The sequence below is a fragment of the Methyloceanibacter superfactus genome (assembly GCF_001723305.1).
Classification (GTDB): Bacteria; Pseudomonadota; Alphaproteobacteria; order Rhizobiales; family Methyloligellaceae; genus Methyloceanibacter; species Methyloceanibacter superfactus.
Genome location: NZ_LPWF01000029.1, coordinates 67,170 through 92,371, shown reverse-complemented (window position 1 = coordinate 92,371; position 25,202 = coordinate 67,170). Strand labels below are relative to the sequence as shown.

The window sequence follows — 25,202 nt, the reverse complement described above, 5'->3', positions numbered from 1 at the left end:
TTAAGGAGATTCCCCATGACTGGGGGCTTGTCAGCGTGCCCAGATTCTCCATAGGTTGCAGCTTGAACGAATCAATAAGATCAAAAAGGCCAGCGGCGATGAACGCTGGCAGGGGGACGAACGGGAGAGCCGCGCGATGATGAGCTTACCCTTCCTCTTCTTTGCCTGCGCGTTGGGTGCGGCTTGGCTGCGCCATCGCGGCGTGGCCATGGGCTTCTGGGTCGTGGGACTCGTGGTGATGCTCGTGCTATTCCGCGTCCACGTCACCGAAGTGCTGAATATCGGGCTCTGACGTCAGGAGGTAAGCGTGACCGCCGACCTTTCGAGGCTCCTCAATGCCTTGGCGCTGATCGCCCTCGATACGGTGCTGGTCCTCGCTTTCGTCGATCAGTTGTGGTTCCGCGACCTGCCGTGTCCCTTATGCATCCTGCAGCGGGCGGGCTTCTTCGCCGCCGGCTTCGGCATCGCGCTCAATCTCTTTTTCGGTCCGAAGCCGAGCCATTACGGCATCGCCATTCTCGGGGCGATCGCCGGCGGCATCATATCGATGCGCCAGATCCTGCTGCACATCGTTCCGGGCACGGGGTCCTACGGCAACGCGATCTTCGGGATGCATCTCTATACCTGGGCGTTCATCGCCTTCGCGCTGATGATCGTGGGCTGCGCCGTCATGCTACTCGACGACCGGCAATTTTCCCGGGCCGAGCCCATTTCGATGCGCTTGAAGGTGCTGCCGCTGACGGCGCTTCTGATGTTTCTCGTGCTGGCGGTGACTAATGTCGCCTCGACCGTGGCGCTGTGCGGCGCCGGGTTCTGCCCCGACAGTCCGAAAGACTACATGCTGTTCGAGACCGCGACGAACTAGTCCGCGGGTGCGCTGAACCGCTTCATGCGGTCGAGCGCGCCTTGCAGGATGTAGGCGGCGGCCATGCGGTCGACCACCTCGGCGCGGCGCTTGCGCGAGGCATTTGCCTCGATCAGATGACGCTCCACGGCCGCGGTCGACAGCCGCTCGTCCCAAAATGCCATCGGCACGGCGACATGGACGGCGAGGTTGCGGGCGAAGGCGCGGGTGGATTGCGCCCGGGGGCCCTCGGACCCGTCAAGATTGAAGGGGAGGCCGATGACGAGGCCGCCGACCCCTTGCTTTTCGACCATTGCGGCAATGGTCTTGGCGTCGGCGGTGAACTTGCCGCGGCGCAGCGTCTCATAGGGCGTGGCGATCGTGCGCGTGACGTCGGACAGCGCCAGCCCGACGGTCTTGGTGCCGACGTCGAGGCCAAGCAGCCGGGCCCCGGGCTGTAGCGTCGAAGCCAAGTCTTCGATAGGAAGGGGTGGTTCTGCTGTCACGGGACAATCTAAGGGGTGAGATGATGAAGATTACGTGGTTCGGTCATTCCTGCTTTCGTATCGACACGGGCGCAAGCGGTATCCTGATCGATCCGTTTTTGACCGGCAACGCCATCTTCGAGACCTCCGGCATTCCCATGGACCAGGTGACGGAAGGCGTGACCCATGTGGCCCTGACCCACGGCCACGAGGACCATCTCGGCAATACCGTCGCTATCGCCAAGGAAACGGGCGCGCCCGTTATCGCGGTGCATGAGCTTGCCAGCTATCTCCAGGCGCAAGGGGTCGAGAAGGTCGATCCCGGCAATACCGGCGGCACCATCCCCCACGAGGATTTCGACCTTACCTTCGTGCCGGCGTTGCACTCGTCTTCGAACATGGTGGATGGGCGCCCCGTCTATCTCGGCAATCCGTGCGGAATCGTGGTCGCGGCCCGCAACGGCAAGACGGCCTACCATATGGGCGATACCGACATCTTCTCCGACATGGCTCTGATCAGCGAGCTGTACCGGCCGCAAGTCGGCTTCGTGCCGATCGGCGACCGCTACACCATGGGCGCCATGACCGCGGCGCTCGCCTGCAAGCGCTTCTTCAACTTCGAGACCGTGGTGCCGTGCCACTACGGGACCTTTCCGGTCATCGATCAGACGGCGGACAAGTTTGTCGCGGAGATGGGCGGAAACAGGGTCCTGGTGCCCGAGGTCGGGGTTCCCTTCGAGGGGTGAGGCTTTAGGTCCTAAAGCCGTGGTGACAAGCCAAGTTGCCGGTTTTTCGGCCCAGTGCTAGGAACGCCGCATCGGAAACCCCCCTCGAGAAGCCAGCTCACAGCCATGTCCGTCGACAGCGCCACAGTCCGCCGCATTGCCCGCCTTGCCCGCATCGCCATCACCGATGAGGAGGCGGCGCGGCTGGAGACCGAGCTTTCCGGCATTCTCGATTGGGTGGCCCAGCTTGATGAGCTCGATACGTCCGCGGTAGAGGCCATGACGCGGGTGGAAGCCATGACCATGAAGAAGCGCAAGGACGAGGTGACCGACGGCTTTTGCGCCGACGACATCCTTAAGAATGCGCCCAAGGCCGACGATCATTATTTCGTCGTGCCCAAGATCGTCGAGTAGGGAAGCCGGCTTGTGACCGACCTGACAGATCTCACCATTGCCGAAGCGCGAGATGGTTTGCGCGGCAAGTCGTTCACGGCGCGCGAGCTGACGCAGGCTCATGTCGATGCCATCGAGGCGGCCAACGCGGCGCTCAACGCCTATGTGCTGCCGACGCCGGAGCGGGCGTTGGAGATGGCGGCGGCGAGCGATGCCCGTCTCGGCAAGGGCGAGGGCGGCAGCCTCGAGGGCATTCCGCTCGGCATCAAGGATTTGTTCTGCACGAAGGGCGTCCGCACCACGGCCTGCTCGCATATCCTCGACGGCTTCACCCCGACCTACGAGTCCACGGTCACGACCAATCTGTGGGCGGAAGGCGCGGTGATGCTCGGCAAGCTCAATAATGACGAGTTCGCCATGGGGTCTCCAAACGAGACGAGCCATTACGGCCCGGTGATCAATCCCTGGCGCGGTCCGGCTCCGACGCGAAGCTCGTGCCCGGCGGGTCGTCCGGCGGCTCGTCGGCGGCCGGTTGCCGCCCGTTTGTGCATGGGCGCCACGGCGACCGATACCGGCGGCTCCATCCGCCAGCCCGCGGCTTTCACCGGCACCGTCGGCATCAAGCCCACCTATGGCCGCTGCTCGCGCTGGGGCATCGTCGCCTTCGCCTCGTCGCTGGATCAGGCGGGGCCCATCGCACGCACGGTGCGCGATGCCGCGATCCTGCTGAAAGCCATGGCGAGCCACGATCCGAAGGACACGACATCCGTGGACGCGGTCGTGCCCGACTTCGAGGCGGCGGTCGGCAAGGGCGTCAAAGGCCTCACCATCGGCATCCCGAAAGAATACCGCATGCCGGGCATGGCGCCGGAGATCGAGGCGCTGTGGCAGCAGGGGATCGCTTGGCTGAGGGATGCGGGGGCCGAGATCAAAGAGGTCAGCCTGCCGCACACCAAATACGCGCTGCCGTCCTATTATATTGTCGCACCGGCGGAGGCGTCCTCGAACCTCGCCCGCTATGACGGCGTGCGCTACGGATTGCGCGAGCCGGGCGCCGACGTGCTTTCCATGTACGAGAACACGCGCGAGGCCGGCTTCGGCGCCGAGGTCAAGCGGCGCATCCTGATCGGCACCTATGTGCTGTCGGCCGGCTATTACGATGCCTACTACCTTAAGGCGCAGAAAGTGCGGACCTTGATCAAGCGCGATTTCGACCAGGCCTCGGAAGGGGTCGACGCGATCCTGACGCCGACCACGCCGGGTCCCGCCTTCGCGCTCGGCGAGAAGTCGGGCGATCCGGTCGAGATGTATCTGAACGACATCTTCACGGTGACGGTGAACATGGCGGGACTGCCCGGCATCTCCGTGCCGGCGGGTCTATCGTCGGAAGGGACGCCGCTCGGGCTTCAGCTCATCGGCCGCGCCTTCGACGAGGAGACCCTGTTCCGCACAGCGCAGGTGATCGAAGATGCGACGGGGCCTCGTCCTAGCCCCGCAGATTGGTGGAGCAAATCAGCATGAGCCGGCGTCTCGTCAGTTCCGGAAGCCCATACGAGAAGACGATCGGCTTCAGCCGTGCGGTGCGCGTCGGCAATATCGTGGCGGTCAGCGGCACCACGGCCGCTTCGGGCGGCAAGCCCGTGGCCATCGGCGATCCGGCGGCGCAGACCCGCGCCATCTTCGAGACCATCGGCGCGGCGCTGGCGGAGGCCGGGGCGAGCTTCAAGGACGTTGTCCGCACGCGCGTCTATCTCGTCGACATGGCGGATTTCGACGCGGTGGGCCGGGTTCACGGCGAGGTTTTCGGCGACATTCGCCCCGCCAACACGACCCTTCAGGTCTCCCGTTTCGTCAGCCCGGACTGGCTGGTCGAGATCGAGGTCGAAGCCGTGCTACCTGAGACATCGGGATAACCAGAGAGTCTGCCATGCACGCGCGAAGCTCAGAAATGCCAGAACATGGACGAGGTCCGGGTCGAGATCGATCGTATCGACCAGGCCATGGTGGATCTCATCTGCGAGCGCTTCGCCTATGTGGACCGGGCCTGGCAGCTCAAGACGCGCCGGCCGACGCGCGGGTGCCCTGGCGCATCCAGCAGGTGATCGACAAGGTGAAGGCGCGCGCCACCGAGAACAACTTGCCGCCGGAGCTGGTGGAAGCGTTGTGGCGGCAGATGATCGGCTGGTTCATCCAGTACGAAGAAGAAAGACTGCGTTCGGATCGTAAGGAGTAGCGGCGGCCCATGGACGCCAAGACGGAAAAGTCGAACCTGATCGAAGGCGCCACCGGCGACTGGGAGATGGTGATCGGCATGGAGATCCATGCCCAGGTCACGTCGAACGCCAAGCTGTTCTCGGGTGCCTCGACGGAGTTCGGCGGCGATCCCAACTCGCATGTCAGCCTGGTCGACGCGGCCATGCCGGGCATGCTGCCCGTGATCAACGAAGGTTGCGTGGCACAAGCCATCCGTACGGGGCTTGGGCTCAAGGCGCAGATCAACCTGAACTCGGTGTTCGACCGGAAGAACTATTTCTATCCCGATCTGCCGCAAGGCTATCAGATCAGCCAGTACAAGAATCCGATCGTCGGCGAGGGCGAGGTCATCGTCGACCTGCTGAGTGGCGAGCGCGTCATCGTCGGCATCGAGCGGCTGCATCTGGAGCAGGACGCGGGCAAGAGCCTGCACGACCAGCATCCGCAGTTCTCCTATGTGGACCTCAACCGCTCCGGCGTGGCGCTCATGGAGATCGTGTCGAAGCCCGACCTGCGTTCGTCCGAGCAGGCGCGCGCCTTTGTGAGCAAGGTGCGCACCATCCTGCGCTATCTCGGCACGTGCGACGGCAATATGGAGCAGGGCAGTTTGCGCGCCGACGTCAACGTGTCGGTGCGGCGTCCCGGCGACGAGTTCGGCACGCGCTGCGAGATCAAGAACGTGAACTCGATCCGCTTTATCGGCCAGGCCATCGAGTATGAGGCCCGCCGGCAGATCGAGATTCTGGAGGACGGCGGCGAGATCCATCAGGAGACGCGGCTGTTCGACGCCAAGACCGGCGAGACGCGCTCCATGCGGTCCAAGGAGGAGGCGCACGACTACCGCTATTTCCCCGACCCAGATCTGCTGCCCCTCGAGCTGACGCAAGCCTTTGTGGACGACCTCGCCAAAGACCTGCCCGAACTTCCCGACGAGAAGCGCGCGCGCTTCATCGCCGAGTATGGGCTCACGCCTTATGACGCCGACGTGCTCGTGTCGGAGCGTGAAAGTGTCGACTATTTCGAGGCGGTGGCGAAGGGGCGCGACGCCAAGCAGGCGGCGAACTGGGTCATCAACGAGCTGTTCGGCCGACTCAACAAGGAAGGCGGCACCATCGTCGATAGCCCGGTGACGGCGGATCAGCTCGGCGCCATCGTCGATTTGATCAAGTCCGGCACCATCTCGGGCAAGATCGCCAAGGACGTGTTCGACATCGTGTGGACCGAGGGCGGCGACCCGGCGGAGATCGTCGAGGCACGGGGCTTGAAGCAGGTCACCGATACCGGCGCTATCGAGAAGGCGGTCGACGAGGTGATCGCCGCCAACCCGGACAAGGTGGAGCAGGCCAAGGAGAAGCCGGCGCTGATCGGCTGGTTCGTGGGCCAGGTGATGAAGGCGACCCAAGGCAAGGCAAGCCCGCAGGCGGTCAACGAACTGCTCAAAGCCAAGCTCGGCATCGACTAGCCGCTTTTACGGCCCAAAGCGCTCTTATGACCCATCTCGGAGGGATTGGACGATGACGCATGCGATCCGCGTCCACGACTATGGTGGGCCCGAAGCGCTTCAGTGGGAGGAGGTCGAGGTCGGCGACCCCGGCCCCGGCGAGGTGCGCATCAAGCAGACCGCGATCGGGCTCAACTATATCGACGTCTATCTCCGGACCGGGCTCTACCCTCAGGACCAACTGCCGTTCATTCCCGGCATGGAGGGCGCCGGCGTGGTGACCGCCATCGGCGAGGGCGTGCGCGATTTGAAAGTCGGCCGCCGTGTGGCCTATGCCGGGCCGGTCGGCGCTTATGCGCAGGAGCGGCTGATCGCGGCGGACCGCGTGGTGCGGATCCCCGAGACGGTGAGCGACGAGACCGCGGCCTCGATCATGCTCAAGGGCATGACGGCGCAATATCTGTTGCGCCGGACCTATAAAGTGGGGCCGGAGACGACACTTCTATTTCATGCGGCGGCCGGCGGGGTCGGGATGATCGCCTGCCAATGGGCGGCCTCGCTCGGCGCCACGGTGATCGGCACGGTCGGCTCGTCGGGCAAGGCGCTGATCGCGCGCTCCCACGGCTGCACCCACGTCATCAACTATCGCGAGGAGGACGTGGTCGCGAAGGTGAAGGACTACACCAAAGGCGAGGGGGTCGACGTGGTCTACGATTCCATCGGCAAGGATACCTTCCCGGCCTCACTCGATTGCCTCAAGCGGCGCGGCATGTGGGTGAGCTTCGGCCAGGCGTCTGGGCCGGTGCCGGAATTCCGGATCAATCTTCTGGCCCAGAAGGGCTCACTTTTCGCCACGCGGCCGGCGCTCGGCGATTATATCGCCACCCGCAAGGAGCTGGTCTCCACCGCCAACGATCTGTTCGGCGTCATCGCCAAGGGCAAGGTGAAGATCGCCGTCAACCAGACCTATCCGTTGGCGGAGGCGGAGCGCGCCCATCGCGAGCTCGAAGGACGGCTGACGACGGGGTCGACACTCCTCATTCCGTAAGGCGCGCGCTCGCCATCGGGCCGGGCGCCGCCTTACATAAATCTGATATGCAGCACCTGTAACGGGCTCTATTTGCACCCGAAATCTCGAACGCGGGGTTGGAAACCATCAATGTCGGTTCAAGCGCAGGGCCGGTCTTTTGGCTTGTGGGCCGTCATCCTGATTGGGGCGGTCTACGGCCTCGTCTTTGGCGGCATGCGGCTCGCGTTGTCCGACAACCTGACGCTCGACGATGCGATGGCCAATGTGCTCGCCCAGACATTGTCGCTTGGCTATGTCGAACGGCAGCCGCCTCTCTATGAATGGGTGCTGTGGTCGGTGCAGCAGCTCACCGGACCGAACCTCCTGAGCTTCCTTCTCATCAAATACGCGCTGCTCAGCGCGACCTTCGCCTTTCTCTATCTCGCCGCCACGCGGATCTTCAGCGACTGGCACTGGCAAGTCGTCGCCGGCGTGACGCCGCTGCTGCTGTTCCAGTTTGGTTGGAACCTGCATGAAGGCGTGACGCACACGATGATGCTGAGTTGCATGGTCGCGGCGTCGTTCTGGTCCTTCATGCGCTTGGTGGAGCGGGGTGGGGCGCGCGACTATCTCTTGTTCGGCCTCTTCATCGGCCTCGGCCTGCTCAGCAAATACAACTTCGTCGGCTTTCTGGTCATCCTGCTGATATGTGCGCTTCTGCAGCCGGCCTTGCGGGCGCGGCTGCTCGATTGGCGGATGCTTCTCTCATTGGCCATGGCCGCGGTCGTCACCGCGCCGTTCACGTATTGGCTAATCAAGGGGCAACGCGACCTGGTCGCCGTCTTCGACGATGCCGTTGCCCCGAGAGCATCGGAGTGGCTGAAGGCGAGGGCCATCGGCTTCGTGGGCGCGCTCTATGCGCCGTTCGGCTTTCTGTTGCCTCTCATCGCGATCTTGCTGGTGGGATTTCCGCGCATGGTGCCGCAGGGATGGGCGGCGCTCAAACAGAGCGTGCGGCCGCGCGACTGGCCGGGCAGCACACCGGACTGGCCGCTGCTCCTGCTGCATATGACGATTGGCGGGTTCGTCTTTCTGATTCTCGGGGCGTTGCTGACGGGAGCCACGCATTATCTCGAGCGCTACATGCACCCGTTCTTCCTGCTGACCCCGTTATGGCTGCTGGTGCTCGTGGAGCGTACCGGCAACGCCGAGCGCAAGGTGAAGGTGCTGGCGGGGCTGATCCTCGTGCTCACCGTGCTGGTCGCGCCGCTGCGCGCCTACGATCTGATGAACTCGATGGGCCCCGGTTGCGGTAAGTGCCGGATGGCGATTCCCTATGACGGGTTGGGTGAGGCGCTGCGCGCGGGTGGCTTCCGGTCGGGGACGGTCATCGCGACCAATCGCGATGACGCCGGCAATCTCCGCCGTCTCTTTCCGATGCGCGCATCGTCTGTCTGCGCAATCCGCACTACGCGCCTCCGGTTCGCCCCGTGGATCGCGAGACGGCAGGTGCCTTGGTCTGGCGCGCCGCCGAGGGTGAAGAACCCCCAAAAGGCGCGGCGGCGGAACTCGCCAAGATGGGGTCGGGCCTCGCGGGTGCATCGCAAGAGGTCCGCGTGCCCTGGTCGTCCTTCGGCTCGCCCAAGGCCGACCGGGACTGGTCCTGGCGCGTCACCTTCACGGCGCCGTCCCGCGCCACGCCGCAATAGTTTTTTCCGCAGGCCAGCCGACAACGTTTTTGCGTGGTTACCGGCGCATGACTCGGAATGGTCAAGAGAATCTTTCAAAACGCCAATCTTAATCAATACCCCGCGCAAACGCGTGCAGTGTAAACCAATATTACCATGCATTTTACCTTTAGTTATTTTGCATTAATCACGCCTCTTCAGGAGTTGTTGAAAGTGCTCTCGCATGATCCCCGTATTGAAGTTGAACAACACTCGATGAACCTTTGCGGGGGAAACGCAGGTTCCAAGATGAGTGCAAAGGGGGACGCAAAAAATGGCACGGATGGATATGTCGGCTGGGCATATGGAGCTCGCGGCGCAGACCGGTGGGGCCGACGCCCTGTTCGAGCTGGGGATGCTCTATTCGACGGGCCGGGTGGTGGATGCCAATCTCGTGGTGGCCCACAAATGGTTCAACCTCGCCGCCGCGCGGGCAACGCCACGGCTCTGACCTATCGCCTCGAGCTTGCCCAGGAGATGTCGGCGGATCAGGTCGCCGAGGCTCAGAAGCTCGCGCGCGAGTGGCTGCAGACCAACTAGCTTTCAGAGATTGATTGCTCGTAAGGGGAGGGGCGCCGGAGCTATTCCGGTGCTCCGTCTCCTGCTTCCTCGCTGCAATGGCGGAAGAGCGAGAGGACACAGTTATAACTCTTGCGCGCAAAGCCGCTCACGGCTGAGCCTGTGCTCTGGGCTGCCTGTTTGACGCGCCCGGCCGTGCTGACGCTCTCGGTGGGTTGCGGCGCGGGCGCCGGCGCTGCGACAGGCAGCGAGCCCGTCGTCGGGGCAGGGGCCTTAGCGGGTGCGGGGGCCGGATCATCGGACGATCCGCCGAGAGCCGAACGGGCGCCGCGCAAGCCTTTGGCCGAAGCGTCCACTGCGCGGCCGCCAAGCTCGAAGAGCGTCTTCGGGGCTTCGCCCTTGGCCTTGTCTGTGGGCTCGGCGAAGGTGCGCCGGTCTTGGTCGACCCTTTGCTTGAGCTCTCTCACGCGGGGGTCGGCGGCAACCTCCGGGGGCAGGGACGGGCCTTCATAATTATAGACCTTCGCCAGCCCGTTGCAGGCCGCGGATGCGACTTCCGCCTTGCACGAGGCATGGTTGCCGTCCTTGGCGGTGCGGATGACGCAATAGAGCTTCAGCGCATCGGTCGGCCTCTTGCCGACGCCGGTGATCTTGCAGCGATAGGTCTGATCGGGGTTCTTGCAGGTGACGCAATACTCGGCGTCGGCGGCGAGCGCGGCGGAACTCGCGCAGGCGAGAGCGCCGGCGATAAGCGCCGCGTGTAGAAACGGTCTTGGGCAAGCACGCCGGCCCATGGTGATCCCGTCATCCCCGTGAAGAAGTGCTGAAAATCCTAGCACATCCTCGGGCACAGCAAAACAGAAGGGCCGATAGACCACCGAGAGGCCGTTTCCAGCCATTTCTCATGAGCCGCTTGCAAGGCGCGGTGGCGGGCCGCAGGACAATGCCGGGCCCGGACGCCGGATTCGGCTGGCGTGAGGCGCCAAGTATCTCGCCGGGTGGGCACGGTGTCGTGTTGACCGCCCATCGCCGGATCAGTAAGCCTTTGCGTCGAACGGAGACGTGGCCGAGAGGCTGAAGGCGGCGGTTTGCTAAACCGTTATACGGTCAAAAGCCGTATCGGGGGTTCGAATCCCCCCGTCTCCGCCAGCCGCGCGCAGGCAAGCACCCAGCTCGGGGCCGCAGGCCCGACGATCGTCAAAAATCACGATGAAGACGTGGCTTAGGTGGGGCCCGTGATCTCACGGGTGAAGTCGGCCCAGATCGCTTGAGGCCCGAGGTCAGGTCGCTGATCCGCGCCCCGACAACGTCCCAGTTCACCATGTGCCGCTGCTCGGTCCCGTCGGCGCCCATGTCCACGATGTAGACGCCGATGATCGTGAGCACTGCGCCGAGAATGATTCCAACTAAAAGTCGCATGTGCCCCCACTGAACAATTCTGCAATGATAGTGGCTCGGGATGACGAGAGGAAGTTAGATTGAGCGAGGGGCGCTCGATCGCTCTGGTTGTCCTTGGCCTTGATACGCTTCTAGGGCGAACGGCTCGGCCATGGCCGTGGCCTGGTGCCTCTGTCGCAGGCTCTCTGTCGAGAGTTTGATCTTGGTCAAGGTTCCGGGCTCCAGCCTAGAGCAATTCTCACCAAGATGAGGGGATGGGCTAATGGCAGCAATGCTTCAGCGTGACGAGTGGAAGGCGTTCTCGGATTTCCTGGCGCTCGGTGCGGCGGGACTTCTCGTTGTCGTCGGCCTGATTCTGGCTCTCGCCGGCGAAGACCGGGTGATCGCGTTTCACGGCTGCATTCTGCTGGGCGCCGCGGGCCTTTCCTTCCTCTATATGCTGACGCAGATCATCGAGAAGAAGGAGCCGCACGACGCCACGAGCTATGCGGACGGCGTTATCCGGGCCGGCGTCATCGCCACCGTCTTTTGGGGACTTGCCGGCTTCCTGATCGGCGACGTCATTGCTTGGCAGTTGGCCTTTCCGGTCCTCAATCTCGATCTGCCCTGGACCAATTTCGGCCGTCTGCGGCCGGTGCATACCTCGGCCGTCATCTTCGCCTTCGGCGGTAACGCGCTGATTGCGACGTCATTTTATGTCGTGCAGCGCACGTGCCGCGCGAGGCTCGCCGGCAAATGGTCTCCGTGGTTCGTGTTCTGGGGCTATCAGCTCTTCATCGTGCTGGCCGCCACCGGCTACGTCCTCGGTGTCACCCAATCGAAGGAATATGCCGAGCCCGAGTGGTACGTGGATCTGTGGCTCACCGCCGTTTGGGTGGTCTATTTCCTTGTCTTCGTGGCCACGATCGCCAAGCGCCGCGAACCGCATATTTACGTCGCGAACTGGTTCTATCTCGCCTTCATCGTCACCGTCGCGATGCTGCATATCGTCAACAACTTGGCGGTCCCGATCTCGCTCGTCGGCACCAAGAGCTACATAATCTATTCCGGCGTGCAGGACGCCATGACCCAGTGGTGGTACGGCCACAACGCGGTCGGCTTCTTCCTCACCGCCGGCTTCCTCGGCATGATGTATTATTTCGTGCCGAAGCGCGCCGAGCGGCCGATCTATTCGTACCGGCTCTCGGTGGTCCATTTCTGGTCGCTGATCTTCATCTATATCTGGGCCGGTCCGCACCACCTGCATTACACGGCGCTGCCCGACTGGGCGCAGACGCTGGGCATGACCTTCTCCATCATCCTGTGGATGCCGTCCTGGGGTGGCATGATCAACGGCCTGATGACGCTGTCAGGCGCGTGGGACAAGCTCAGGACCGATCCCGTCATCCGCATGCTCATCGTGGCCGTCGCCTTCTACGGCATGTCCACCTTCGAGGGGCCGCTGATGAGCATCAAGTCGGTGAATGCGCTGTCGCACTACACCGACTGGACCATCGGCCACGTGCATTCCGGCGCGCTCGGCTGGGTCGCCTACATCACCTTCGGGGCGCTGTATTGCCTCGTGCCCTGGCTCTGGCATCGCAAGGCTCTGTACTCGCAGCGGCTGGTGGAGTGGCACTTCTGGATCTCGACGCTCGGCATCGTGCTCTACATCACCTCCATGTGGGTGTCGGGCATCCTGCAAGGGCTGATGTGGCGGGCCTACGACAGCCTCGGCTTCCTCGAATATTCCTTCGTCGAGACCGTAGAGGCCATGCATCCCTTCTACGTGATCCGTGCGGCCGGCGGCTTGCTGTTCCTTATCGGCGCGCTGCTCATGACTTATAATCTATGGCGCACGGCCCGCGGCGATGAGCCTGTCGACGCGAGGGATCAGCCGGCAGTTGCCGCGGCGCCTGAATTCCGGCCAGGCGAATATACGGCACCGGCCGAGTAGGGGGATGAGATGAGCTGGGCAAAACATCAAGTCCTCGAGAAAAGTTCGGTCCTTCTACTGATCGGCATTCTCATCGTTGTCGCCATTGGCGGCCTGATCGAGATCGCGCCGCTGTTCTGGCTGAGCTCGACCATTGAGAAGGTGCAGGGCATGCGGCCTTACACCCCGCTCGAGCTGGCCGGTCGCGACATCTATGTTCGCGAGGGCTGCTATCTTTGTCACAGCCAGATGATCCGCTCGCTGAAGGACGAGGTCGAGCGCTACGGCCATTACAGCCTCGCCGCCGAGAGCATGTACGATCATCCGTTCCAATGGGGGTCGAAGCGCACGGGTCCGGATCTCGCGCGCGTCGGCGGCAAATATTCCGACGAATGGCACCGCGCCCACATGACAGACCCGCGGGCCGTGGTGCCGGAATCGGTGATGCCTGGCTATCCGTTTCTCGCCAAGCGTGAGCTCGACTATGGCGATATCGCGGAGCGCCTGAAGGTCAGCGCCATTGTCGGCGTGCCCTATACCGAAGAGATGATCGAGAGCGCCAAGACGGACGTCGAGCTGCAGGCCGGCGCCAATACGGAGGGGCTCAAGGAGTTCCTCGCGCGTTACCCCAAGGCGCAGGTCAGGGAGTTCGACGGTGAGCCGGGTTACGTTTCCGAGCTCGATGCGCTGATTGCCTATATGCAGATGCTCGGGACCCTGGTCGATTTCGCGACGTTCGACGCCGCCGGACCGAACCTAAGGTGAGGATAGCACGATGACCTATGAGCAAGTGGCATCGATCAGCCAGGTGGCTGCGCTCCTGTTCTTCATCGCCCTGTTCGTCGGGGTTCTGGTCTATGCGTTTTGGCCCGGCAACAAGAAGCGTTTCGAAGAGGCGGCGAAGCTGCCTCTCGAGCAGGACCCTGAGCCAAAGAACGAGAAAGACGACTGAGCCATGGCCAAGAAAGACGGCGATACAGGGGATGCCGGCACGACCGGCCATGAATGGGACGGCATCCAAGAGCTGAACAAGCCGCTGCCCAAATGGTGGCTCTATACGTTCTATGCCTGCATCATCTGGGCAATCGGCTATTGGATCGTCTATCCGGCGTGGCCGCTGGTCTCGAGCTACAGCAAGGGCGTTCTCGGCTATAGCCAGCGCGAGAAGGTCTCCGAGGATCTGGAAGCCGCGCAGGCCGACAAGTCCACATTCCGGGATAAGATCGCCAGCGCCGACTTGGCGACCATCCAGGCCGATCCCGAGCTTCTGAACTTCGCAATGGCTGGCGGTGCGGCGGCATTCGGCGACAACTGCGCGCCGTGTCATGGCCGTGGCGCGCAAGGTGCCTTCGGCTATCCGAATTTGCGCGACGACGTGTGGCTGTGGGGCGGCTCGCTCGATGCCATCCATCAAACGATCAGCCATGGCATTCGGGCGGAAGACCCCACGACGCGCAACAGCCAGATGCCGGCCTTCGGCAAGCTCGGCATGTTGAAGCCGGATCAGGTTTCCGATGTGGCGGAGTATGTCTTGTCTCTCTCCGGCAATGCCGGAGACGACGCGGCCGCGAAGCGCGGCCAGGTGATTTTCGCCGCCAACTGCGCTATGTGTCATGGCGCGGAAGGCAAAGGCAATCAGGCGCTCGGTGCGCCGAACCTCTCTGACGAACTTTGGCTCTACGGTGGAGACAAGGCGACCGTCGTGGAGACGATTACCAATAGCCGCGGCGGCATGATGCCGGCCTGGACGGGGCGCCTCGATCCTGCGACGATCAAGGAACTTGCCATCTACGTCCACTCGCTTGGCGGCGGTCAGTAGCCTCTAGGCTCTCGTTGTGACTATGACCGAAGTGCAAGAACGATCCAGCGCGCCTAGTGGGCGCAATGGGGATTCAGCCCCCGTGGAAGCTGCGCCCGGCGTCATGCGGAGCGACACGCCCACGGTCACGGGCGAGGGCCGCTCGCTCTATGCCGGCCGCGTCAAGGTCTACCCCAAGGAGGCCCACGGGACATTCCGGACGGTCAAATGGATCGTCATGGCCGTGACGCTCGGCATCTATTATCTCGTGCCGTGGATTCGTTGGGACCGGGGGCCCTACCTTCCCGACCAGGCCGTGCTCATCGATTTGCCGGCGCGCCGCTTTTACTTCTTCTTCCTCGAGATCTGGCCCCAGGAATTCTATTACATCACCGGCCTGCTGGTGCTCGCCTCGCTCGCCTTGTTTCTCGTCACCTCGGTGGCGGGGCGCGTGTGGTGCGGCTACACCTGTCCGCAGACGGTGTGGACCGATCTGATGATCGCGGTCGAACGCTTTTGGCAAGGCGACCGCAACGCGCGGCTTCGCCTCGACAAACATATGTGGTCTTTCGAAACGCTGTGGCGGAAGGCGGCGACGCATCTGTCCTGGTTGCTGATCGCTATCGCCACCGGCGGCGCGTTTGTTTTCTATTTTGCCGACGCACCGACGCTTGCCAAACAATTCTGGGATTTCGACGCGCCGACGACGGCTTATCTGTTCGTCGGCATCTTTACGGCGACGACCTATGTGCTTGGCGGCATCGCGCGCGAGCAGGTCTGCATCTATATGTGCCCGTGGCCCCGCATCCAGGGTGCCATGTTCGACCGCGATTCGCTGCTCATCTCCTACCGCACGTGGCGCGGTGAGCCGCACGGTCCTCACCGGAAGGGCGAGACCTGGGACGGGCGGGGTGATTGCGTCGACTGCCGCCAATGTGTGGCCGTCTGTCCTACCGGCATCGACATCCGCAACGGACCGCAGCTCGAATGCATTCAGTGCGCGCTGTGCATCGATGCCTGCGATGAGATCATGACCAAGGTGAACCGGCCGACCGGTCTCATCGCCTACGATACGGTGCGCAATCTCGAGGCGGGCGATGTCGGCGCCGAGCCCCTCAATCTGTTCCGCCCCCGGGTCATCCTCTATGCCGTCGCCATGGCCGCGGTCGCCATCATCATGCTCATCGCGCTCCTGACGCGGCCCGAGCTCGACGTGAATGTTCTGCATGACCGCAACCCGCTCTACGTGCGGTTATCCGACGGCGGCGTCCGCAATGGCTACACGATCAAGCTGCTCAACAAGCTCTATCTGCCGCGGGCCTTCTCCATCGGCGTGGAGGGCTTGCCGGGCGCCACGCTCGATCTGATCGGACATGAGGGCGGCGCCGTGGTGCCGGTGCCTCCCGACAACCTCCAGTCCGTCCGAATCTATCTGACCCTCGACAAGCCTGGCGTGAAGGCCCTGACCTCGGCGGCGACTCCGTTCTCCTTCGTGATCACCGATATCGCCAGTGGCGCGCGGACCGAGCATGGGGCGACATTCCAGGGGCCGCCGCGATGAAGTCTGAAGGCGGTTTTTTGCAAGGCTGGTTCGCCAACGGCATCGAGGGGCGCCATGTACTCATGGGGCTCATCGTGTTTTTTGGGGTGATGCTCGCCGCCAATAGTCTGCTCGTCTACTACGCTCTCGACACCTTCAGCGGCGGCGATCGGCCGGACCCTTACCGCAGCGGTCTGAACTACAATGAGACGATCGAGGCGGGAAAGCGCCAAGCGGCGCTCGGCTGGCAAACCGAGATGGCCTATGACGACAGCCAGGGACGCCTGACGTTGAGCGTGCTGGATGAGGCGCAGGTGCCGGTCACCAATCTCGCGCTGGATGCCAAGGTGAGCCGGCCGGCCACCGACCGGGAAGACCGCGCCGTCGACTTCGTCGAAGTTTCGCCCGGCGTCTACGCGACGGACGTCGCGCTCGCACCGGGGACGTGGATCGTTTCGCTTGCCTCGCGCGCGGGCGCGGAGGGTGAAGCCAGCTACCGCCTCAAGCGGCGCTGTTCGTCGCTGACCGGCCATGACCGCCCACGTGCCTCCGGCGGCTCTCGCCGCGCAGGTGCCGGACGTCTCGCCAAATACTCTTGTTCTGGCCGTCGATGAGATGCATTGCGGCGCGTGTCTGCGCTCGGTGGAGCGGGCGGCTTTGCGCGTTCCGGGCGTGATAAGCGCGCGGGCATCGCTCGCGGCCAAGCGGGTCACCGTCACCTACGATCCGGGACGCGCCAGCGAAGTCGATGTGATCGCCGCGCTCGACCGCATCGGTTTCACCGCCGCGCCGATCGAGACGGCGAAGCAGGATCGCGGCGATGCGCGGCAGAAATATCTGCTGCGGCGGGTGGCGGTGGCGGGCTTTGCCGCCATGAACATCATGCTTCTGTCCATCGCCGTCTGGTCAGGCGAGGGCGGCGACATGGACCCGGCGCTCGCCGGATTGTTCCGCTGGCTGTCGGCATTGATCGCCTTACCCACCGTGGTCTATGCCGGGCAACCCTTCTTCACCTCGGCCGTTGCCGCGCTCAAGGGCCATCGCCTCAACATGGACGTGCCAATCTCGCTCGCCATCATTCTGGCGACGGGCATGAGCCTGTATCAAACCATGCTCGGCAACGAGCAGGTCTATTTCGACGCCGCCGTCACGCTGCTGTTCTTCCTCCTGGTCGGCCGTTATCTCGACGAGTCCTTGCGCGTGCGGGCGCGCGGCGAGGCACAAAATCTGCTCAGCCTTCAGGGCGGCGTCGCCACGGTCATCGACGCGGACGGGACCCGCCGCAAAGTGGCGGCCCATGCGCTGCGGCCGGGCGATCGCCTGCTAGTCGCGGCGGGCGAGCGGGTTGCCGCCGACGGCGTCGTGTCGGCGGGTAAGGGACAAGTCGACAGAGTCTTCATCACGGGTGAGACGGCGCCCGCCACCGTCGCCGCCGGGACCCAAGTCTATGCGGGAACCCTCAACCTGACGCAGGCTTTGGAGATCGAGGTCACCGCCGCCGACACCGCGACGCTGCTGGCGGAGATCAGCCGGTTGATGATGGCGGCGGAGCAGGGCAAGGCGCGTTACCGTCGGCTCGCCGACCGTGCCGCGCAAATCTACGCGCCGGCCGTGCATGGCTTGGGCCTCGCGACTTTTCTCGGCTGGCTGGCGTTCGGCGCCGGCTGGCAGACGGCACTCACCTATGCCATTGCCGTGCTCATTATCACCTGCCCCTGCGCGCTGGCGCTGGCCGTCCCTGCGGTGCAGATCGCCGCTGCGAGCCGTCTGTTCCGCCGCGGCATCATGGTCAAGGCGCCCGATGGGCTGGAGCGCATCGCCGAGATCGACATGGTGGTGTTCGACAAGACCGGCACGCTCACCCTCGGCAAGCCACAACTCATTGATAACGAGGCGGTTTCCGACGATTTGCTGGCGCGCGCGGCGGCCCTGGCGGCAGCCAGCCGGCATCCTTCGCGCGGGCCCTGGTCGCGGGCGCGGAGCAGCGGCTCGGCGCGGTCGTGCCCGCTTCGGGATGTGGCTGAGACCCCCGGCGAAGGCTTGGCAATCATGACGCCGCACGGGGAAGCACGTCTCGGCTCGGCGGCGTGGTGCGGCGCCGAGGGCGAGGAGAGTGAAGGTGCCGAGGTCTGGTACCGGCAGGGCGATGGTCGGCCCGTGCGATTCCGTTTCGTCGACACGATGCGGCCGGACGCGGCCGAGACGGTGGCGGCCTTGAAACGCCAAGCTTCGCGGTGGCGCTGCTCTCGGGTGACCGGACCGCCGCGGCGAGCAGCTGCGCGCGATGCCGGTATCGAGACGTGGCACGCGGAGCTCAAGCCCGCCGGCAAGATTGCCTGGCTGGAGGCGCGCGCAGATGAGGGCCACAAGGTTCTGATGGCGGGCGACGGCCTCAACGATGCGCCTGCGCTCGCTGCGGCGCACGCTTCCATCTCACCGGCCACGGCCGCCGATCTCAGCCAGCGCGCCGCGGATTTCGTGTTCCAAGGCGCGAAGCTGGCGCCCGTGGCCGAGGCGATCGGCACGGGCAAGCGCGCGCACGCCATGGCCATTCAGAATTTCGGCGTGGCGGGGGTCTACAACATCATCTGCGTGCCGCTCGCCATGGCCGGCTTCGTCACGCCGCTCATCGCGGCCATCGTCATGTCGAGCTCCTCGATCCTGGTAACGCTCAACGCGGCGCGGCTGGCGGGGAGAGGGCGGTCATGACGGCGCTCGCTTGGCTCATTCCCGCCGCGCTTGTGTTGGGTGCGCTCGGCCTCGGCGCCTTCCTGTGGGCGCTGCGCTCGGGCCAGTTCGACGATATGGAGGGCGCTGCCTATCGCGCGCTCGAGGACGATCCTCCGGACGACGAGATCACCTGATGCGGGGGCTTCAGGACATCGACACCGTCCTGAGCAAGCTCGCATGGTTGCGCGCCGAGCATATTTGGCCGAACGGCCTGCGCTATCTGTGGACGGACGCATTCGGCGTCGTCCTGCTCGCCTCGCTCTACGAAGCGACAAAAGACCAGAGATATCTCGATGAGGCCCTGTGGGTCGTGTCGGAGGTCAAGCGTGTGTTGGGGCGTAAGCGTGGCATCCGCATCGGCGAGGAGCCCGACCGCGACGGCCAGTATTTCCATTATCTCGCCATGTGGCTCTATGCGCTCCACGTGCTCGGGCGCTTCGATCCAAAATTTCGCGAGGAGGGCGTCGCGCTCGCCCGCGATATTCATGGACCCTTCGTGATCCCCGGCCGCGGCGTCGTCTGGAAGATGCAAGAAGACTTGAGCGGGCCGTATCCCGGCTACGGCTTCGGCGCACTCGATGCGTTCGACGGCTATGTGTCCTACCGGCTGCTCGACGAGACGGCGTTGGCGCCGGAGATCGCAGAGATGAAGACGATCATCGATCAGATCGCCGGCGAGCTCGCCATCACCCAGGATCTCGGGCTCGGCATGATGCTATGGATGACGCAGTTCTTCCCGGACGAGGACTGGGCGGTGATCCAGCGCCGGCGCTCGCTCGACATGCTGGACCGCGTGTGGATGCAGGAAGGCTATTTCGCCCGCGAGCCCTATCTGCCGCATGTGCGGATCGCCTTCGCCAATTACGGGGTCTCGGTGGGTTTGCAGGCCGTGGTCGCCATGCCGGACCGGGTGGATGCGCTCAATGCCTATTTCGACCGTTACCGGTCGGGCGACGAATATGACCGCGCGGCCATCACCCATGTAATGGCGTGCAACTCTCACTTCCCGGGGCTGTTGCTGCGCTAGAGCGCGCTCACTCGAAGTGATAGAACGTATCGTTCAGATATTTGATGAGGTCCTGCATCTCGCTCGCGGAGAAGTCCTTCTTTGCCATATGCGTGCAGCTGGCCACCTGCTCCTTCAACCCCTCCAGCGACTGAACGCTGCGATCCTTGCGGGTGTAGACATCGGTTTGGTGGCACTCCATGCAGTTCGCGTCGAGCAAGCGCTTGCCCTCGGCGCTGTCGCCCGGCAATGAGGCGGCGTAGGCGCTCGGCATCAGCATCAACGTAAGCGATGCGCAGAAAATGCTTCTCATGGTTCGCTCCCGGTTTGCCGCGGGCCACATGCCCGCGCTCACAGATACTCGCGCAAGGTCGGCAGCGCGCGCTCGACACAGGCGCGGCCTTCGTCGATCGCCTCCTTGGCGCGGTTGAACTCCAGCAGTCCGACATGCGCCAGGCGCGGCACCAGCAGCACGTGCGGTGGCTCGCCAGCAAGACGGGTGCGCGTGATGTGATCCTGCATGATGTTGATGGCCGTGGCGATCACCTGGAAATAACCGGGGTTGCGCGCCTCCGGCTGCAGCAGCTTGGGCGCGAGAACGTCGATCTGCTGCCGGATCGAGGCCGGCATCTGACTATGAAGCTGGGCGAAGAAGTCATTGGACGGACGCTTGGATTCGCTGCCAGCCTTGGGAGGCTTGGCCTTGAAGCGTCGGCCTAGGAGGTCGCCGTTGGGGTTCACGGCGATGATGATCTCGGCCCCCAGAGCGCGGCAGGTCGAGACCGGCACGGGATTGACCAAGCCGCCGTCCAGCAACCATTGATCGCCGATCTTATGGGGCCGGAAAATGCCGGGCAGGTGATCGACGCCGCGTACCGCGTCGTCGATGGGACCGGTTTGCAGCCAGATCTCGCGTCCGGTCACGAGATCGGTGGCGATCGCGGCGAATTTCTTCGGGTAGCTCTCGATGGGTGCCGAGATGTCCAGGCCGCGCAAGAAGGTGACAATCTGCTTGCCGTCAACCACGCCGCCGCCGGACAGGCGAATGTCCACGAGGCGCATGATCTCGCGCCAGCTCACGGCCTCTGCCCAATTTCGCAAGTTTGGCAGCCGGCCGGCCACGTATGCGGCGCCAACCAGCGCCCCCATCGACGCTCCACAAATCACGCTGGGCTTGAAGCCGGCCTCCACGAGGCCATCGATGATGCCGATATGCGCCCAACCGCGCGCCGCACCGCTACCAAGTGCAAGTCCGACTTTATGGGTTGGCTTGGCAGGGCCGGGGGGCACGGTGGGGTCAGCCGGCGGACGCGATGGCGCCGGCGGTCTCGGCCGCGGGCTCCAGCGCCGCCTCGATCGCGTCATCGACCGTCGACATCCAGACGAAGCGCACCGCTTCGCGCGCCGCCTCGGGCACGTCCTCGTAGTCCTTCTTGTTGCGCGCGGGCAGCATCACCGTGGTGATGCCGGCGCGCACCGCCGCCAGGACCTTGTTCTTGACGCCGCCGATGGGCAGCACGAGGCCGCGCAGCGAGATCTCGCCGGTCATGGCCGTATCGCTCTTGACCGTGCGGCCGGTGAGGAGAGACGTCAGGGCGATGAACATGGCGACGCCGGCGCTCGGGCCGTCTTTCGGGATGCGCCGGCAGGCACGTGCAAATGGATGTCCGAGTTCTCGAACAGGCTTTGATCAATACCGAGGGTTGCCGCGCGCGCCTTCACCAAGGACAGCGCGGCTTGAGCGCTTTCCTTCATCACGTCGCCGAGCTGACCGGTCAGGATCAGCCCACCCTTGCCGGGCACGCGGGCGCACTCGATGAACAGGATGTCGCCGCCGCTCGGCGTCCAGGCAAGGCCGGTGGCGACACCGGGCACGCTGGTGCGCATGGCCACCTCGTTCTCGAATCGGCGGGCGCCGAGAATCTCGTGGAGATCCTTCGCCTCAATGCGCATGCGGGTCTCTTTGCCCTCGGCCACGCGCATGGCGACGTGATGGCAGATGGCGCCGATCTCGCGCTCGAGATTGCGCACGCCGGCTTCCCGCGTGTAGTCCTCGATCACCGCTCGGATCGCGTCCTCGGTAATCTCGCACTGCTCCGGGGTGAGGCCGGTATCTTCGAGCTGGCGCTTCACCAGATAGCGCTTGGCGATCTCGACCTTCTCCTCCTCGGTGTAGCCGGGGATCTCGATGACCTCCATGCGGTCGCGCAGCGTCCCGGGATCTGGTCGAGCACGTTGGCAGTGCCGACGAACATGACGCCCGACAGGTCGAACGGGACGCCAAGATAATTGTCGCGGAAGGTGGAATTCTGTGCCGGATCAAGTACTTCCAGCAACGCCGCGGACGGGTCGCCATGGAAGCTCTGGCCGAGCTTGTCCATCTCGTCCAGCATGAGAACCGGATTGCGGGTCTCGGCCTTGCGCAGCGCCTGGACGATATTGCCGGGCAACGCGCCGATGTAAGTCCTTCTGTGGCCCCGGATTTCGGCCTCGTCGTGAACCCCGCCAAGGCTGATGCGGCCGAATTTGCGGCCCATGGCGCGCGCGATGGACTGGCCGAGCGAGGTCTTGCCGACGCCGGGCGGGCCGACGAAGCACAGGATCGGGCTCTTGCCTTCCGGGTTCAGCTTGCGCACGGCGAGATGCTCGAGAATGCGCTGCTTCACCTTGGGCAAGCCGTAATGATCCTCGTCGAGGATGCGCCGCGCCTCGGCGATGTCGATGCGGTCGTCCGACAGTTTCGACCAGGGCAGCTCGATCAGCCAATCGAGATAGGTGCGGATCATGCCGTGCTCGGCGCTCGCCTCGGGCATGCGCTCCAGACGCTTCAGCTCCTTGTTGGCCTGCTTCTCGGCCTCCTCGGGCATACCGGCCTTGTCGATCGCCTCGCGCAGCTCGGCGATCTCGGCCTGGCCCTCCTCGCCCTCGCCGAGCTCCTTTTGAATCTGGCGCAGCTGCTCGCGCAGGATGTGCTCGCGCTGGCGGCCCGAAAGCGACTCCTGTGTCTGCTCGCCGATCTGCTTGGACAGGCGCAGCACCTCGATCTGCTGGGCGAGCTCGCGCAGCAGCTTGTCGATGCGCTCGGAGACGTCGAGGGTCTCCAGCAGCTTCTGCTTCTCGGTCGGCGAGATGTCGACCACATTGGCGATGAAATCGGCAAGCGCCGAGGGCGACTGCAACTGCTCGACGGCGCCGGCGATCTCTGCCGGCACGTTGGGCAGCAGGGCAATGGCTTCGCGGGCGCGCTCGCGCAGCTGATGGACGCGGGCGGAAAGCTCGGTCGAGCTGACCTCGCTCTCGCCGATCTCCTCCACGCGGGCGGCAAGGAAGGGGTAGCCGGAGAGGAACTCCAGCACCTTGAAGCGCCGGATGCCACGCACGACCACATGATGGCTGCCGTCGGGCGCCGTCACGTAGCGCATGATCTCGGTGACCGTGCCGATCCGATAAAGATCGTCGGGGCCAGGGTGGTCGGCGGACGGATCGCTCTGCAACAGGATGCCGAGCGGCTTGTCGCTCTGGGCCGCGGTCTGGGCGCTGGCGATGGACTGAGCCCGGCCGAGGGTGAGCGGTGCCACGATGCCCGGAAAGAGCACGGCGTTGCGTGTCGGCAGCAGGATCATCGCGCCTTCCGGCAACTCCGGATGAGGCGCGGTGCCGCCCGAAGGCTCCGCCGCCGGCACCGTCGCGCCGGCGTCGTCCTGCATCTTCAAGCTTTGTTCTTCGTCGTTCATGGTCCGGACTTCTGTCTTAAGGTTAGCCAGCCTTAGTGAAGGTGAGCACCAGGCAACCATTCTTCAGTTCGCGGGCGCAGCTCGATGACGGCGCGACAGTGAGATTCGCCGCTCGAAATGGCCGTAGGGAATCTCGAGCCGCACGATATTGGCGCGGCGCCCGGCGGTCGGCAGGGGCCGCGTGCCGGTGATGATCAGGGTCTGGCCTTCAATCTCGGCGCGGACATCCTCGGGTGCGACACCGGGAAGCGCCGTGATGATCGTCAACTCCCGCTCGGTCTCGAAGACATCGACAGGCGGCTCCCAGCGGGCCGTGCGCGCGCCTCGCGGGACGGCTCGAAGAACTGGCGGTGAAGCTGCTCGGCCTGCTTGATGAGGGCGCAGGCCTCCGCGAACATCAGATGTTTTGGGTCACGCATGGCGCCTCGCTGTGGTCTCCCGTCCGCTTTGCCCGACCGATGTTAACGTCAAGCAAAAGCCTTAGAGAATGAGGCAGGTCAAGTGGCAGGCCCGACGACCGGCTGGGCCGCGCGGTCCCATTATCTGGGAACGATGAGGCCGCGGTGCAAGGGCTCGAGAACGCCGGAGGCCGAGAGGCTGACCTCGCTAGCAGTTCGGGCAGCGCGGTGATGTTCGGAGTATGCGTGACCGGGGGCAGCGGGTTGGTGATGGGCGGCGGCGGCGTGTGCGGCGTGACGTGGGGGATATTATTCGGAACCGTCGGCACCGGCACGCGCGTCAGACGCCCCGTGAACGGCCCGTCGTAATAGAGCTCCTTGATGAAAGGCTCGTCGGGGTACCGGCCGGTGGGCTGGATGCCGTAATAGAACGGCCAGCCAGTGCCTTTGACCCGATAGAGCTTCGTGCCGAAGCTGCGCCCGGAGACGGCGGCGAGAATGAGATTGGTGTCGGCGGCGTTGGTCGGCCGCATGATCGGCGCGCGGCATTGCCGATGGCGAAGAGATTGCCGGACTGGTTGAGCGTATAGCGGCGGCCATGGCGGTTGAGCGACAGATGGTGGCCGAACACGAACGCGAACACGGCCTGATTGGAACTGCGCACGATGCCTTGGAAGATGCCGCCGCGCACGGTCAGCGTGCCGGCGGGAGTCTTCACCTTCACGCCGGGCTCGTTCTTGGACAGCTTGCCGCCGACAAAGCGCAGCGCGCCCTTCGAGAAGCTGGCGGCCAACTCGCCCGTTCCGGTGCTGGGGTTATAGACGAATTTGTCGATCACGAGATCCGAGCCCGGGCCGACCGTGAAGGTCGAGCCGTCGAGCAGCAGCACTTGCACCACGCCGTTGGCAGAAGTGGCGATGCGCTCGTTGTAGACGACGGACTTGCCGATCTTGAGGGTTTTGCTCGCGCCGCCCGGCGGCTGGCTGGTGGCTTGCGGGGTGACCGCGGCGGCGACGCCGATCTTCTCTCCGGCCTGGCTCGGCTCGGCGGCAAGGCTCGAAAATAGGAGCGCCGCGAAAGCGGCCGACGTCGGCAGGATCACTGATGTTTGCATGGGTCCCCGTCCAATCGTGACCAGGGCTATATGGGGACGGGCAAGGGGGCGGGCAACCCCCAAACCTACGCTTTAAGTATCTGATTCCTCGTTCATTTTTCTGCCACAATGAAAGTCGTCCGGTCCACGCCGGTATTGCCGTTGGCCGGGTTATAAGCATAGACCGTGACGTC

Annotated in this window: 29 protein-coding genes, 1 tRNA gene and 1 pseudogene; 23 read left to right on the top strand and 8 right to left on the bottom strand. The window is 64.3% G+C overall.

The window, feature by feature from the left end; translation table 11 throughout:
* The first annotated feature begins 136 nt into the window (after window positions 1-136).
* Entirely contained in the window at window positions 137-292 is a 156-nt protein-coding gene (locus AUC69_RS17670; RefSeq protein ID WP_204377325.1) for a DUF5993 family protein, read from the top strand.
* Window positions 293-307: 15 nt separating this feature from the next.
* Window positions 308-865, top strand: coding sequence for a disulfide bond formation protein B (locus tag AUC69_RS11980; protein WP_069442355.1), 558 nt, complete (start codon window positions 308-310; stop codon window positions 863-865).
* On the opposite strand, the gene ruvX is transcribed toward AUC69_RS11980, so the two are convergent.
* Entirely contained in the window at window positions 862-1,350 is a 489-nt protein-coding gene (gene ruvX, locus AUC69_RS11975) for a Holliday junction resolvase RuvX (protein WP_069442354.1), read from the bottom strand. The two genes, AUC69_RS11980 and ruvX, sit on opposite strands and share 4 nt — an antisense overlap.
* 23 nt (window positions 1,351-1,373) lie before the next feature.
* Here ruvX and AUC69_RS11970 point away from each other — a divergent pair, with 23 nt between their 5' ends.
* The 11 genes from AUC69_RS11970 to AUC69_RS19410 all read left to right on the top strand — a co-directional run bounded on the left by AUC69_RS11970 (window position 1,374) and on the right by AUC69_RS19410 (window position 9,417).
* Complete coding sequence (locus AUC69_RS11970) at window positions 1,374-2,075, top strand: metal-dependent hydrolase (RefSeq protein WP_069442402.1); 702 nt, start codon at window positions 1,374-1,376, stop codon at window positions 2,073-2,075.
* Window positions 2,076-2,180: 105 nt separating this feature from the next.
* A complete protein-coding gene (gatC, locus tag AUC69_RS11965; RefSeq protein ID WP_069442353.1) occupies window positions 2,181-2,468 on the top strand; it encodes an Asp-tRNA(Asn)/Glu-tRNA(Gln) amidotransferase subunit GatC in 288 nt (95 codons plus the stop codon).
* A gap of 12 nt (window positions 2,469-2,480) precedes the next feature.
* A complete protein-coding gene (gene gatA / locus AUC69_RS11960) occupies window positions 2,481-3,968 on the top strand; it encodes an Asp-tRNA(Asn)/Glu-tRNA(Gln) amidotransferase subunit GatA (protein ID WP_083239389.1) in 1,488 nt (495 codons plus the stop codon).
* Entirely contained in the window at window positions 3,965-4,360 is a 396-nt protein-coding gene (locus AUC69_RS11955; protein WP_069442352.1) for a RidA family protein, read from the top strand. The genes gatA and AUC69_RS11955 overlap by 4 nt, the downstream gene beginning before the upstream one ends.
* 45 nt (window positions 4,361-4,405) lie before the next feature.
* The gene (locus tag AUC69_RS19070) at window positions 4,406-4,549 is read left to right on the top strand and encodes a chorismate mutase (protein ID WP_280136647.1); all 144 of its coding nucleotides are present in this window, start codon (window positions 4,406-4,408) and stop codon (window positions 4,547-4,549) included.
* A complete protein-coding gene (locus tag AUC69_RS19065; protein ID WP_280136646.1) occupies window positions 4,546-4,680 on the top strand; it encodes a chorismate mutase in 135 nt (44 codons plus the stop codon). Before AUC69_RS19070 ends, AUC69_RS19065 begins: the two co-directional genes overlap by 4 nt.
* Window positions 4,681-4,689: 9 nt before the next feature.
* Window positions 4,690-6,162: an Asp-tRNA(Asn)/Glu-tRNA(Gln) amidotransferase subunit GatB gene (gene gatB / locus AUC69_RS11945; RefSeq protein ID WP_069442351.1), complete on the top strand. Its 1,473-nt coding sequence runs from the start codon at window positions 4,690-4,692 to the stop codon at window positions 6,160-6,162.
* Window positions 6,163-6,214: 52 nt separating this feature from the next.
* Window positions 6,215-7,189 carry a quinone oxidoreductase family protein gene (locus AUC69_RS11940; protein WP_069442350.1) on the top strand — a complete coding sequence of 325 codons (975 nt, stop codon included), beginning with the start codon at window positions 6,215-6,217 and terminating at the stop codon, window positions 7,187-7,189.
* 111 nt (window positions 7,190-7,300) lie between these two features.
* Window positions 7,301-9,025 carry an ArnT family glycosyltransferase gene (locus AUC69_RS11935; RefSeq protein ID WP_069442349.1) on the top strand — a complete coding sequence of 575 codons (1,725 nt, stop codon included), beginning with the start codon at window positions 7,301-7,303 and terminating at the stop codon, window positions 9,023-9,025.
* Window positions 9,026-9,160: 135 nt separating this feature from the next.
* Window positions 9,161-9,328 (top strand): SEL1-like repeat protein, encoded by a 168-nt coding sequence (locus tag AUC69_RS11930; protein WP_342018585.1) that lies wholly within the window; start codon window positions 9,161-9,163, stop codon window positions 9,326-9,328.
* On the top strand, window positions 9,286-9,417 hold the full coding sequence (locus AUC69_RS19410; protein WP_342018584.1) for a hypothetical protein: 132 nt from the start codon (window positions 9,286-9,288) through the stop codon (window positions 9,415-9,417). Before AUC69_RS11930 ends, AUC69_RS19410 begins: the two co-directional genes overlap by 43 nt.
* A 41-nt stretch (window positions 9,418-9,458) precedes the next feature.
* Here the strand turns inward: AUC69_RS19410 and AUC69_RS11925 are convergent, their stop codons facing one another.
* Window positions 9,459-10,190: a hypothetical protein gene (locus tag AUC69_RS11925; protein WP_069442348.1), complete on the bottom strand. Its 732-nt coding sequence runs from the start codon at window positions 10,188-10,190 to the stop codon at window positions 9,459-9,461.
* Window positions 10,191-10,452: 262 nt separating this feature from the next.
* On the opposite strand from AUC69_RS11925, the gene AUC69_RS11920 reads away from it, so the two are divergent.
* The 10 genes from AUC69_RS11920 to AUC69_RS11870 all read left to right on the top strand — a co-directional run bounded on the left by AUC69_RS11920 (window position 10,453) and on the right by AUC69_RS11870 (window position 19,804).
* Window positions 10,453-10,545 (top strand) — tRNA-Ser (locus AUC69_RS11920).
* Between the two features lie 511 nt (window positions 10,546-11,056).
* On the top strand, window positions 11,057-12,730 hold the full coding sequence (gene ccoN / locus AUC69_RS11910; RefSeq protein WP_083239388.1) for a cytochrome-c oxidase, cbb3-type subunit I: 1,674 nt from the start codon (window positions 11,057-11,059) through the stop codon (window positions 12,728-12,730).
* Window positions 12,731-12,739: 9 nt separating this feature from the next.
* Complete coding sequence (gene ccoO, locus AUC69_RS11905; protein ID WP_069442345.1) at window positions 12,740-13,474, top strand: cytochrome-c oxidase, cbb3-type subunit II; 735 nt, start codon at window positions 12,740-12,742, stop codon at window positions 13,472-13,474.
* 10 nt (window positions 13,475-13,484) lie between these two features.
* A complete protein-coding gene (locus tag AUC69_RS11900; protein ID WP_069442344.1) occupies window positions 13,485-13,661 on the top strand; it encodes a cbb3-type cytochrome c oxidase subunit 3 in 177 nt (58 codons plus the stop codon).
* Window positions 13,662-13,664: 3 nt separating this feature from the next.
* Window positions 13,665-14,528 (top strand): cytochrome-c oxidase, cbb3-type subunit III, encoded by an 864-nt coding sequence (gene ccoP, locus AUC69_RS11895; protein WP_069442343.1) that lies wholly within the window; start codon window positions 13,665-13,667, stop codon window positions 14,526-14,528.
* A gap of 103 nt (window positions 14,529-14,631) precedes the next feature.
* The gene (ccoG, locus tag AUC69_RS11890) at window positions 14,632-16,068 is read left to right on the top strand and encodes a cytochrome c oxidase accessory protein CcoG (protein ID WP_141700762.1); all 1,437 of its coding nucleotides are present in this window, start codon (window positions 14,632-14,634) and stop codon (window positions 16,066-16,068) included.
* On the top strand, window positions 16,065-16,661 hold the full coding sequence (locus tag AUC69_RS11885; protein ID WP_069442341.1) for a FixH family protein: 597 nt from the start codon (window positions 16,065-16,067) through the stop codon (window positions 16,659-16,661). Before ccoG ends, AUC69_RS11885 begins: the two co-directional genes overlap by 4 nt.
* Window positions 16,579-18,756, top strand: a complete 2,178-nt coding sequence (locus AUC69_RS11880; RefSeq protein WP_069442340.1) for a heavy metal translocating P-type ATPase — start codon at window positions 16,579-16,581, stop codon at window positions 18,754-18,756. The genes AUC69_RS11885 and AUC69_RS11880 overlap by 83 nt, the downstream gene beginning before the upstream one ends.
* The gene (gene ccoS, locus AUC69_RS11875; RefSeq protein WP_069442339.1) at window positions 18,753-18,911 is read left to right on the top strand and encodes a cbb3-type cytochrome oxidase assembly protein CcoS; all 159 of its coding nucleotides are present in this window, start codon (window positions 18,753-18,755) and stop codon (window positions 18,909-18,911) included. The genes AUC69_RS11880 and ccoS overlap by 4 nt, the downstream gene beginning before the upstream one ends.
* Entirely contained in the window at window positions 18,911-19,804 is an 894-nt protein-coding gene (locus AUC69_RS11870) for a hypothetical protein (RefSeq protein WP_069442338.1), read from the top strand. Before ccoS ends, AUC69_RS11870 begins: the two co-directional genes overlap by 1 nt.
* Before the next feature lie 7 nt (window positions 19,805-19,811).
* Here the strand turns inward: AUC69_RS11870 and AUC69_RS11865 are convergent, their stop codons facing one another.
* From AUC69_RS11865 to AUC69_RS11845, 6 genes and pseudogenes are all read right to left on the bottom strand, one after another.
* Entirely contained in the window at window positions 19,812-20,096 is a 285-nt protein-coding gene (locus AUC69_RS11865; protein ID WP_083239400.1) for a hypothetical protein, read from the bottom strand.
* 38 nt (window positions 20,097-20,134) lie between these two features.
* Complete coding sequence (locus AUC69_RS11860) at window positions 20,135-21,073, bottom strand: patatin-like phospholipase family protein (RefSeq protein WP_069442336.1); 939 nt, start codon at window positions 21,071-21,073, stop codon at window positions 20,135-20,137.
* A 7-nt stretch (window positions 21,074-21,080) separates the two neighbouring features.
* Window positions 21,081-23,406 (bottom strand): annotated as a pseudogene (gene lon, locus AUC69_RS11855) (endopeptidase La).
* A 174-nt stretch (window positions 23,407-23,580) separates the two neighbouring features.
* Window positions 23,581-23,784, bottom strand: coding sequence for an Hsp20/alpha crystallin family protein (locus tag AUC69_RS18010; protein WP_204377324.1), 204 nt, complete (start codon window positions 23,782-23,784; stop codon window positions 23,581-23,583).
* Window positions 23,781-23,936 carry a hypothetical protein gene (locus AUC69_RS18005; RefSeq protein WP_204377323.1) on the bottom strand — a complete coding sequence of 52 codons (156 nt, stop codon included), beginning with the start codon at window positions 23,934-23,936 and terminating at the stop codon, window positions 23,781-23,783. Before AUC69_RS18005 ends, AUC69_RS18010 begins: the two co-directional genes overlap by 4 nt.
* A 319-nt stretch (window positions 23,937-24,255) precedes the next feature.
* Window positions 24,256-25,029, bottom strand: a complete 774-nt coding sequence (locus tag AUC69_RS11845; RefSeq protein WP_083239386.1) for a FecR family protein — start codon at window positions 25,027-25,029, stop codon at window positions 24,256-24,258.
* Window positions 25,030-25,202: the final 173 nt, after the last annotated feature.

Coding starts and splice junctions, on each gene's coding strand:
- AUC69_RS18005 (WP_204377323.1), bottom strand. CDS start 23,936: ATGCGTGACCCAAAACATCTGATGTTCGCGGAGGCCTGCGCCCTCATC.
- ccoP (WP_069442343.1), top strand. CDS start 13,665: ATGGCCAAGAAAGACGGCGATACAGGGGATGCCGGCACGACCGGCCAT.
- AUC69_RS11845 (WP_083239386.1), bottom strand. CDS start 25,029: ATGCAAACATCAGTGATCCTGCCGACGTCGGCCGCTTTCGCGGCGCTC.
- ccoO (WP_069442345.1), top strand. CDS start 12,740: ATGAGCTGGGCAAAACATCAAGTCCTCGAGAAAAGTTCGGTCCTTCTA.
- AUC69_RS11970 (WP_069442402.1), top strand. CDS start 1,374: ATGAAGATTACGTGGTTCGGTCATTCCTGCTTTCGTATCGACACGGGC.
- ccoS (WP_069442339.1), top strand. CDS start 18,753: ATGACGGCGCTCGCTTGGCTCATTCCCGCCGCGCTTGTGTTGGGTGCG.
- AUC69_RS19070 (WP_280136647.1), top strand. CDS start 4,406: ATGGACGAGGTCCGGGTCGAGATCGATCGTATCGACCAGGCCATGGTG.
- AUC69_RS11935 (WP_069442349.1), top strand. CDS start 7,301: ATGTCGGTTCAAGCGCAGGGCCGGTCTTTTGGCTTGTGGGCCGTCATC.
- ccoN (WP_083239388.1), top strand. CDS start 11,057: ATGGCAGCAATGCTTCAGCGTGACGAGTGGAAGGCGTTCTCGGATTTC.
- AUC69_RS11955 (WP_069442352.1), top strand. CDS start 3,965: ATGAGCCGGCGTCTCGTCAGTTCCGGAAGCCCATACGAGAAGACGATC.
- AUC69_RS11865 (WP_083239400.1), bottom strand. CDS start 20,096: ATGAGAAGCATTTTCTGCGCATCGCTTACGTTGATGCTGATGCCGAGC.
- AUC69_RS11930 (WP_342018585.1), top strand. CDS start 9,161: ATGGATATGTCGGCTGGGCATATGGAGCTCGCGGCGCAGACCGGTGGG.
- gatB (WP_069442351.1), top strand. CDS start 4,690: ATGGACGCCAAGACGGAAAAGTCGAACCTGATCGAAGGCGCCACCGGC.
- AUC69_RS11870 (WP_069442338.1), top strand. CDS start 18,911: ATGCGGGGGCTTCAGGACATCGACACCGTCCTGAGCAAGCTCGCATGG.
- AUC69_RS11880 (WP_069442340.1), top strand. CDS start 16,579: ATGACCGCCCACGTGCCTCCGGCGGCTCTCGCCGCGCAGGTGCCGGAC.
- AUC69_RS11940 (WP_069442350.1), top strand. CDS start 6,215: ATGACGCATGCGATCCGCGTCCACGACTATGGTGGGCCCGAAGCGCTT.
- AUC69_RS19410 (WP_342018584.1), top strand. CDS start 9,286: ATGGTTCAACCTCGCCGCCGCGCGGGCAACGCCACGGCTCTGACCTAT.
- AUC69_RS17670 (WP_204377325.1), top strand. CDS start 137: ATGATGAGCTTACCCTTCCTCTTCTTTGCCTGCGCGTTGGGTGCGGCT.
- AUC69_RS11925 (WP_069442348.1), bottom strand. CDS start 10,190: ATGGGCCGGCGTGCTTGCCCAAGACCGTTTCTACACGCGGCGCTTATC.
- AUC69_RS11900 (WP_069442344.1), top strand. CDS start 13,485: ATGACCTATGAGCAAGTGGCATCGATCAGCCAGGTGGCTGCGCTCCTG.
- AUC69_RS11885 (WP_069442341.1), top strand. CDS start 16,065: ATGAAGTCTGAAGGCGGTTTTTTGCAAGGCTGGTTCGCCAACGGCATC.
- ccoG (WP_141700762.1), top strand. CDS start 14,632: ATGCGGAGCGACACGCCCACGGTCACGGGCGAGGGCCGCTCGCTCTAT.
- gatC (WP_069442353.1), top strand. CDS start 2,181: ATGTCCGTCGACAGCGCCACAGTCCGCCGCATTGCCCGCCTTGCCCGC.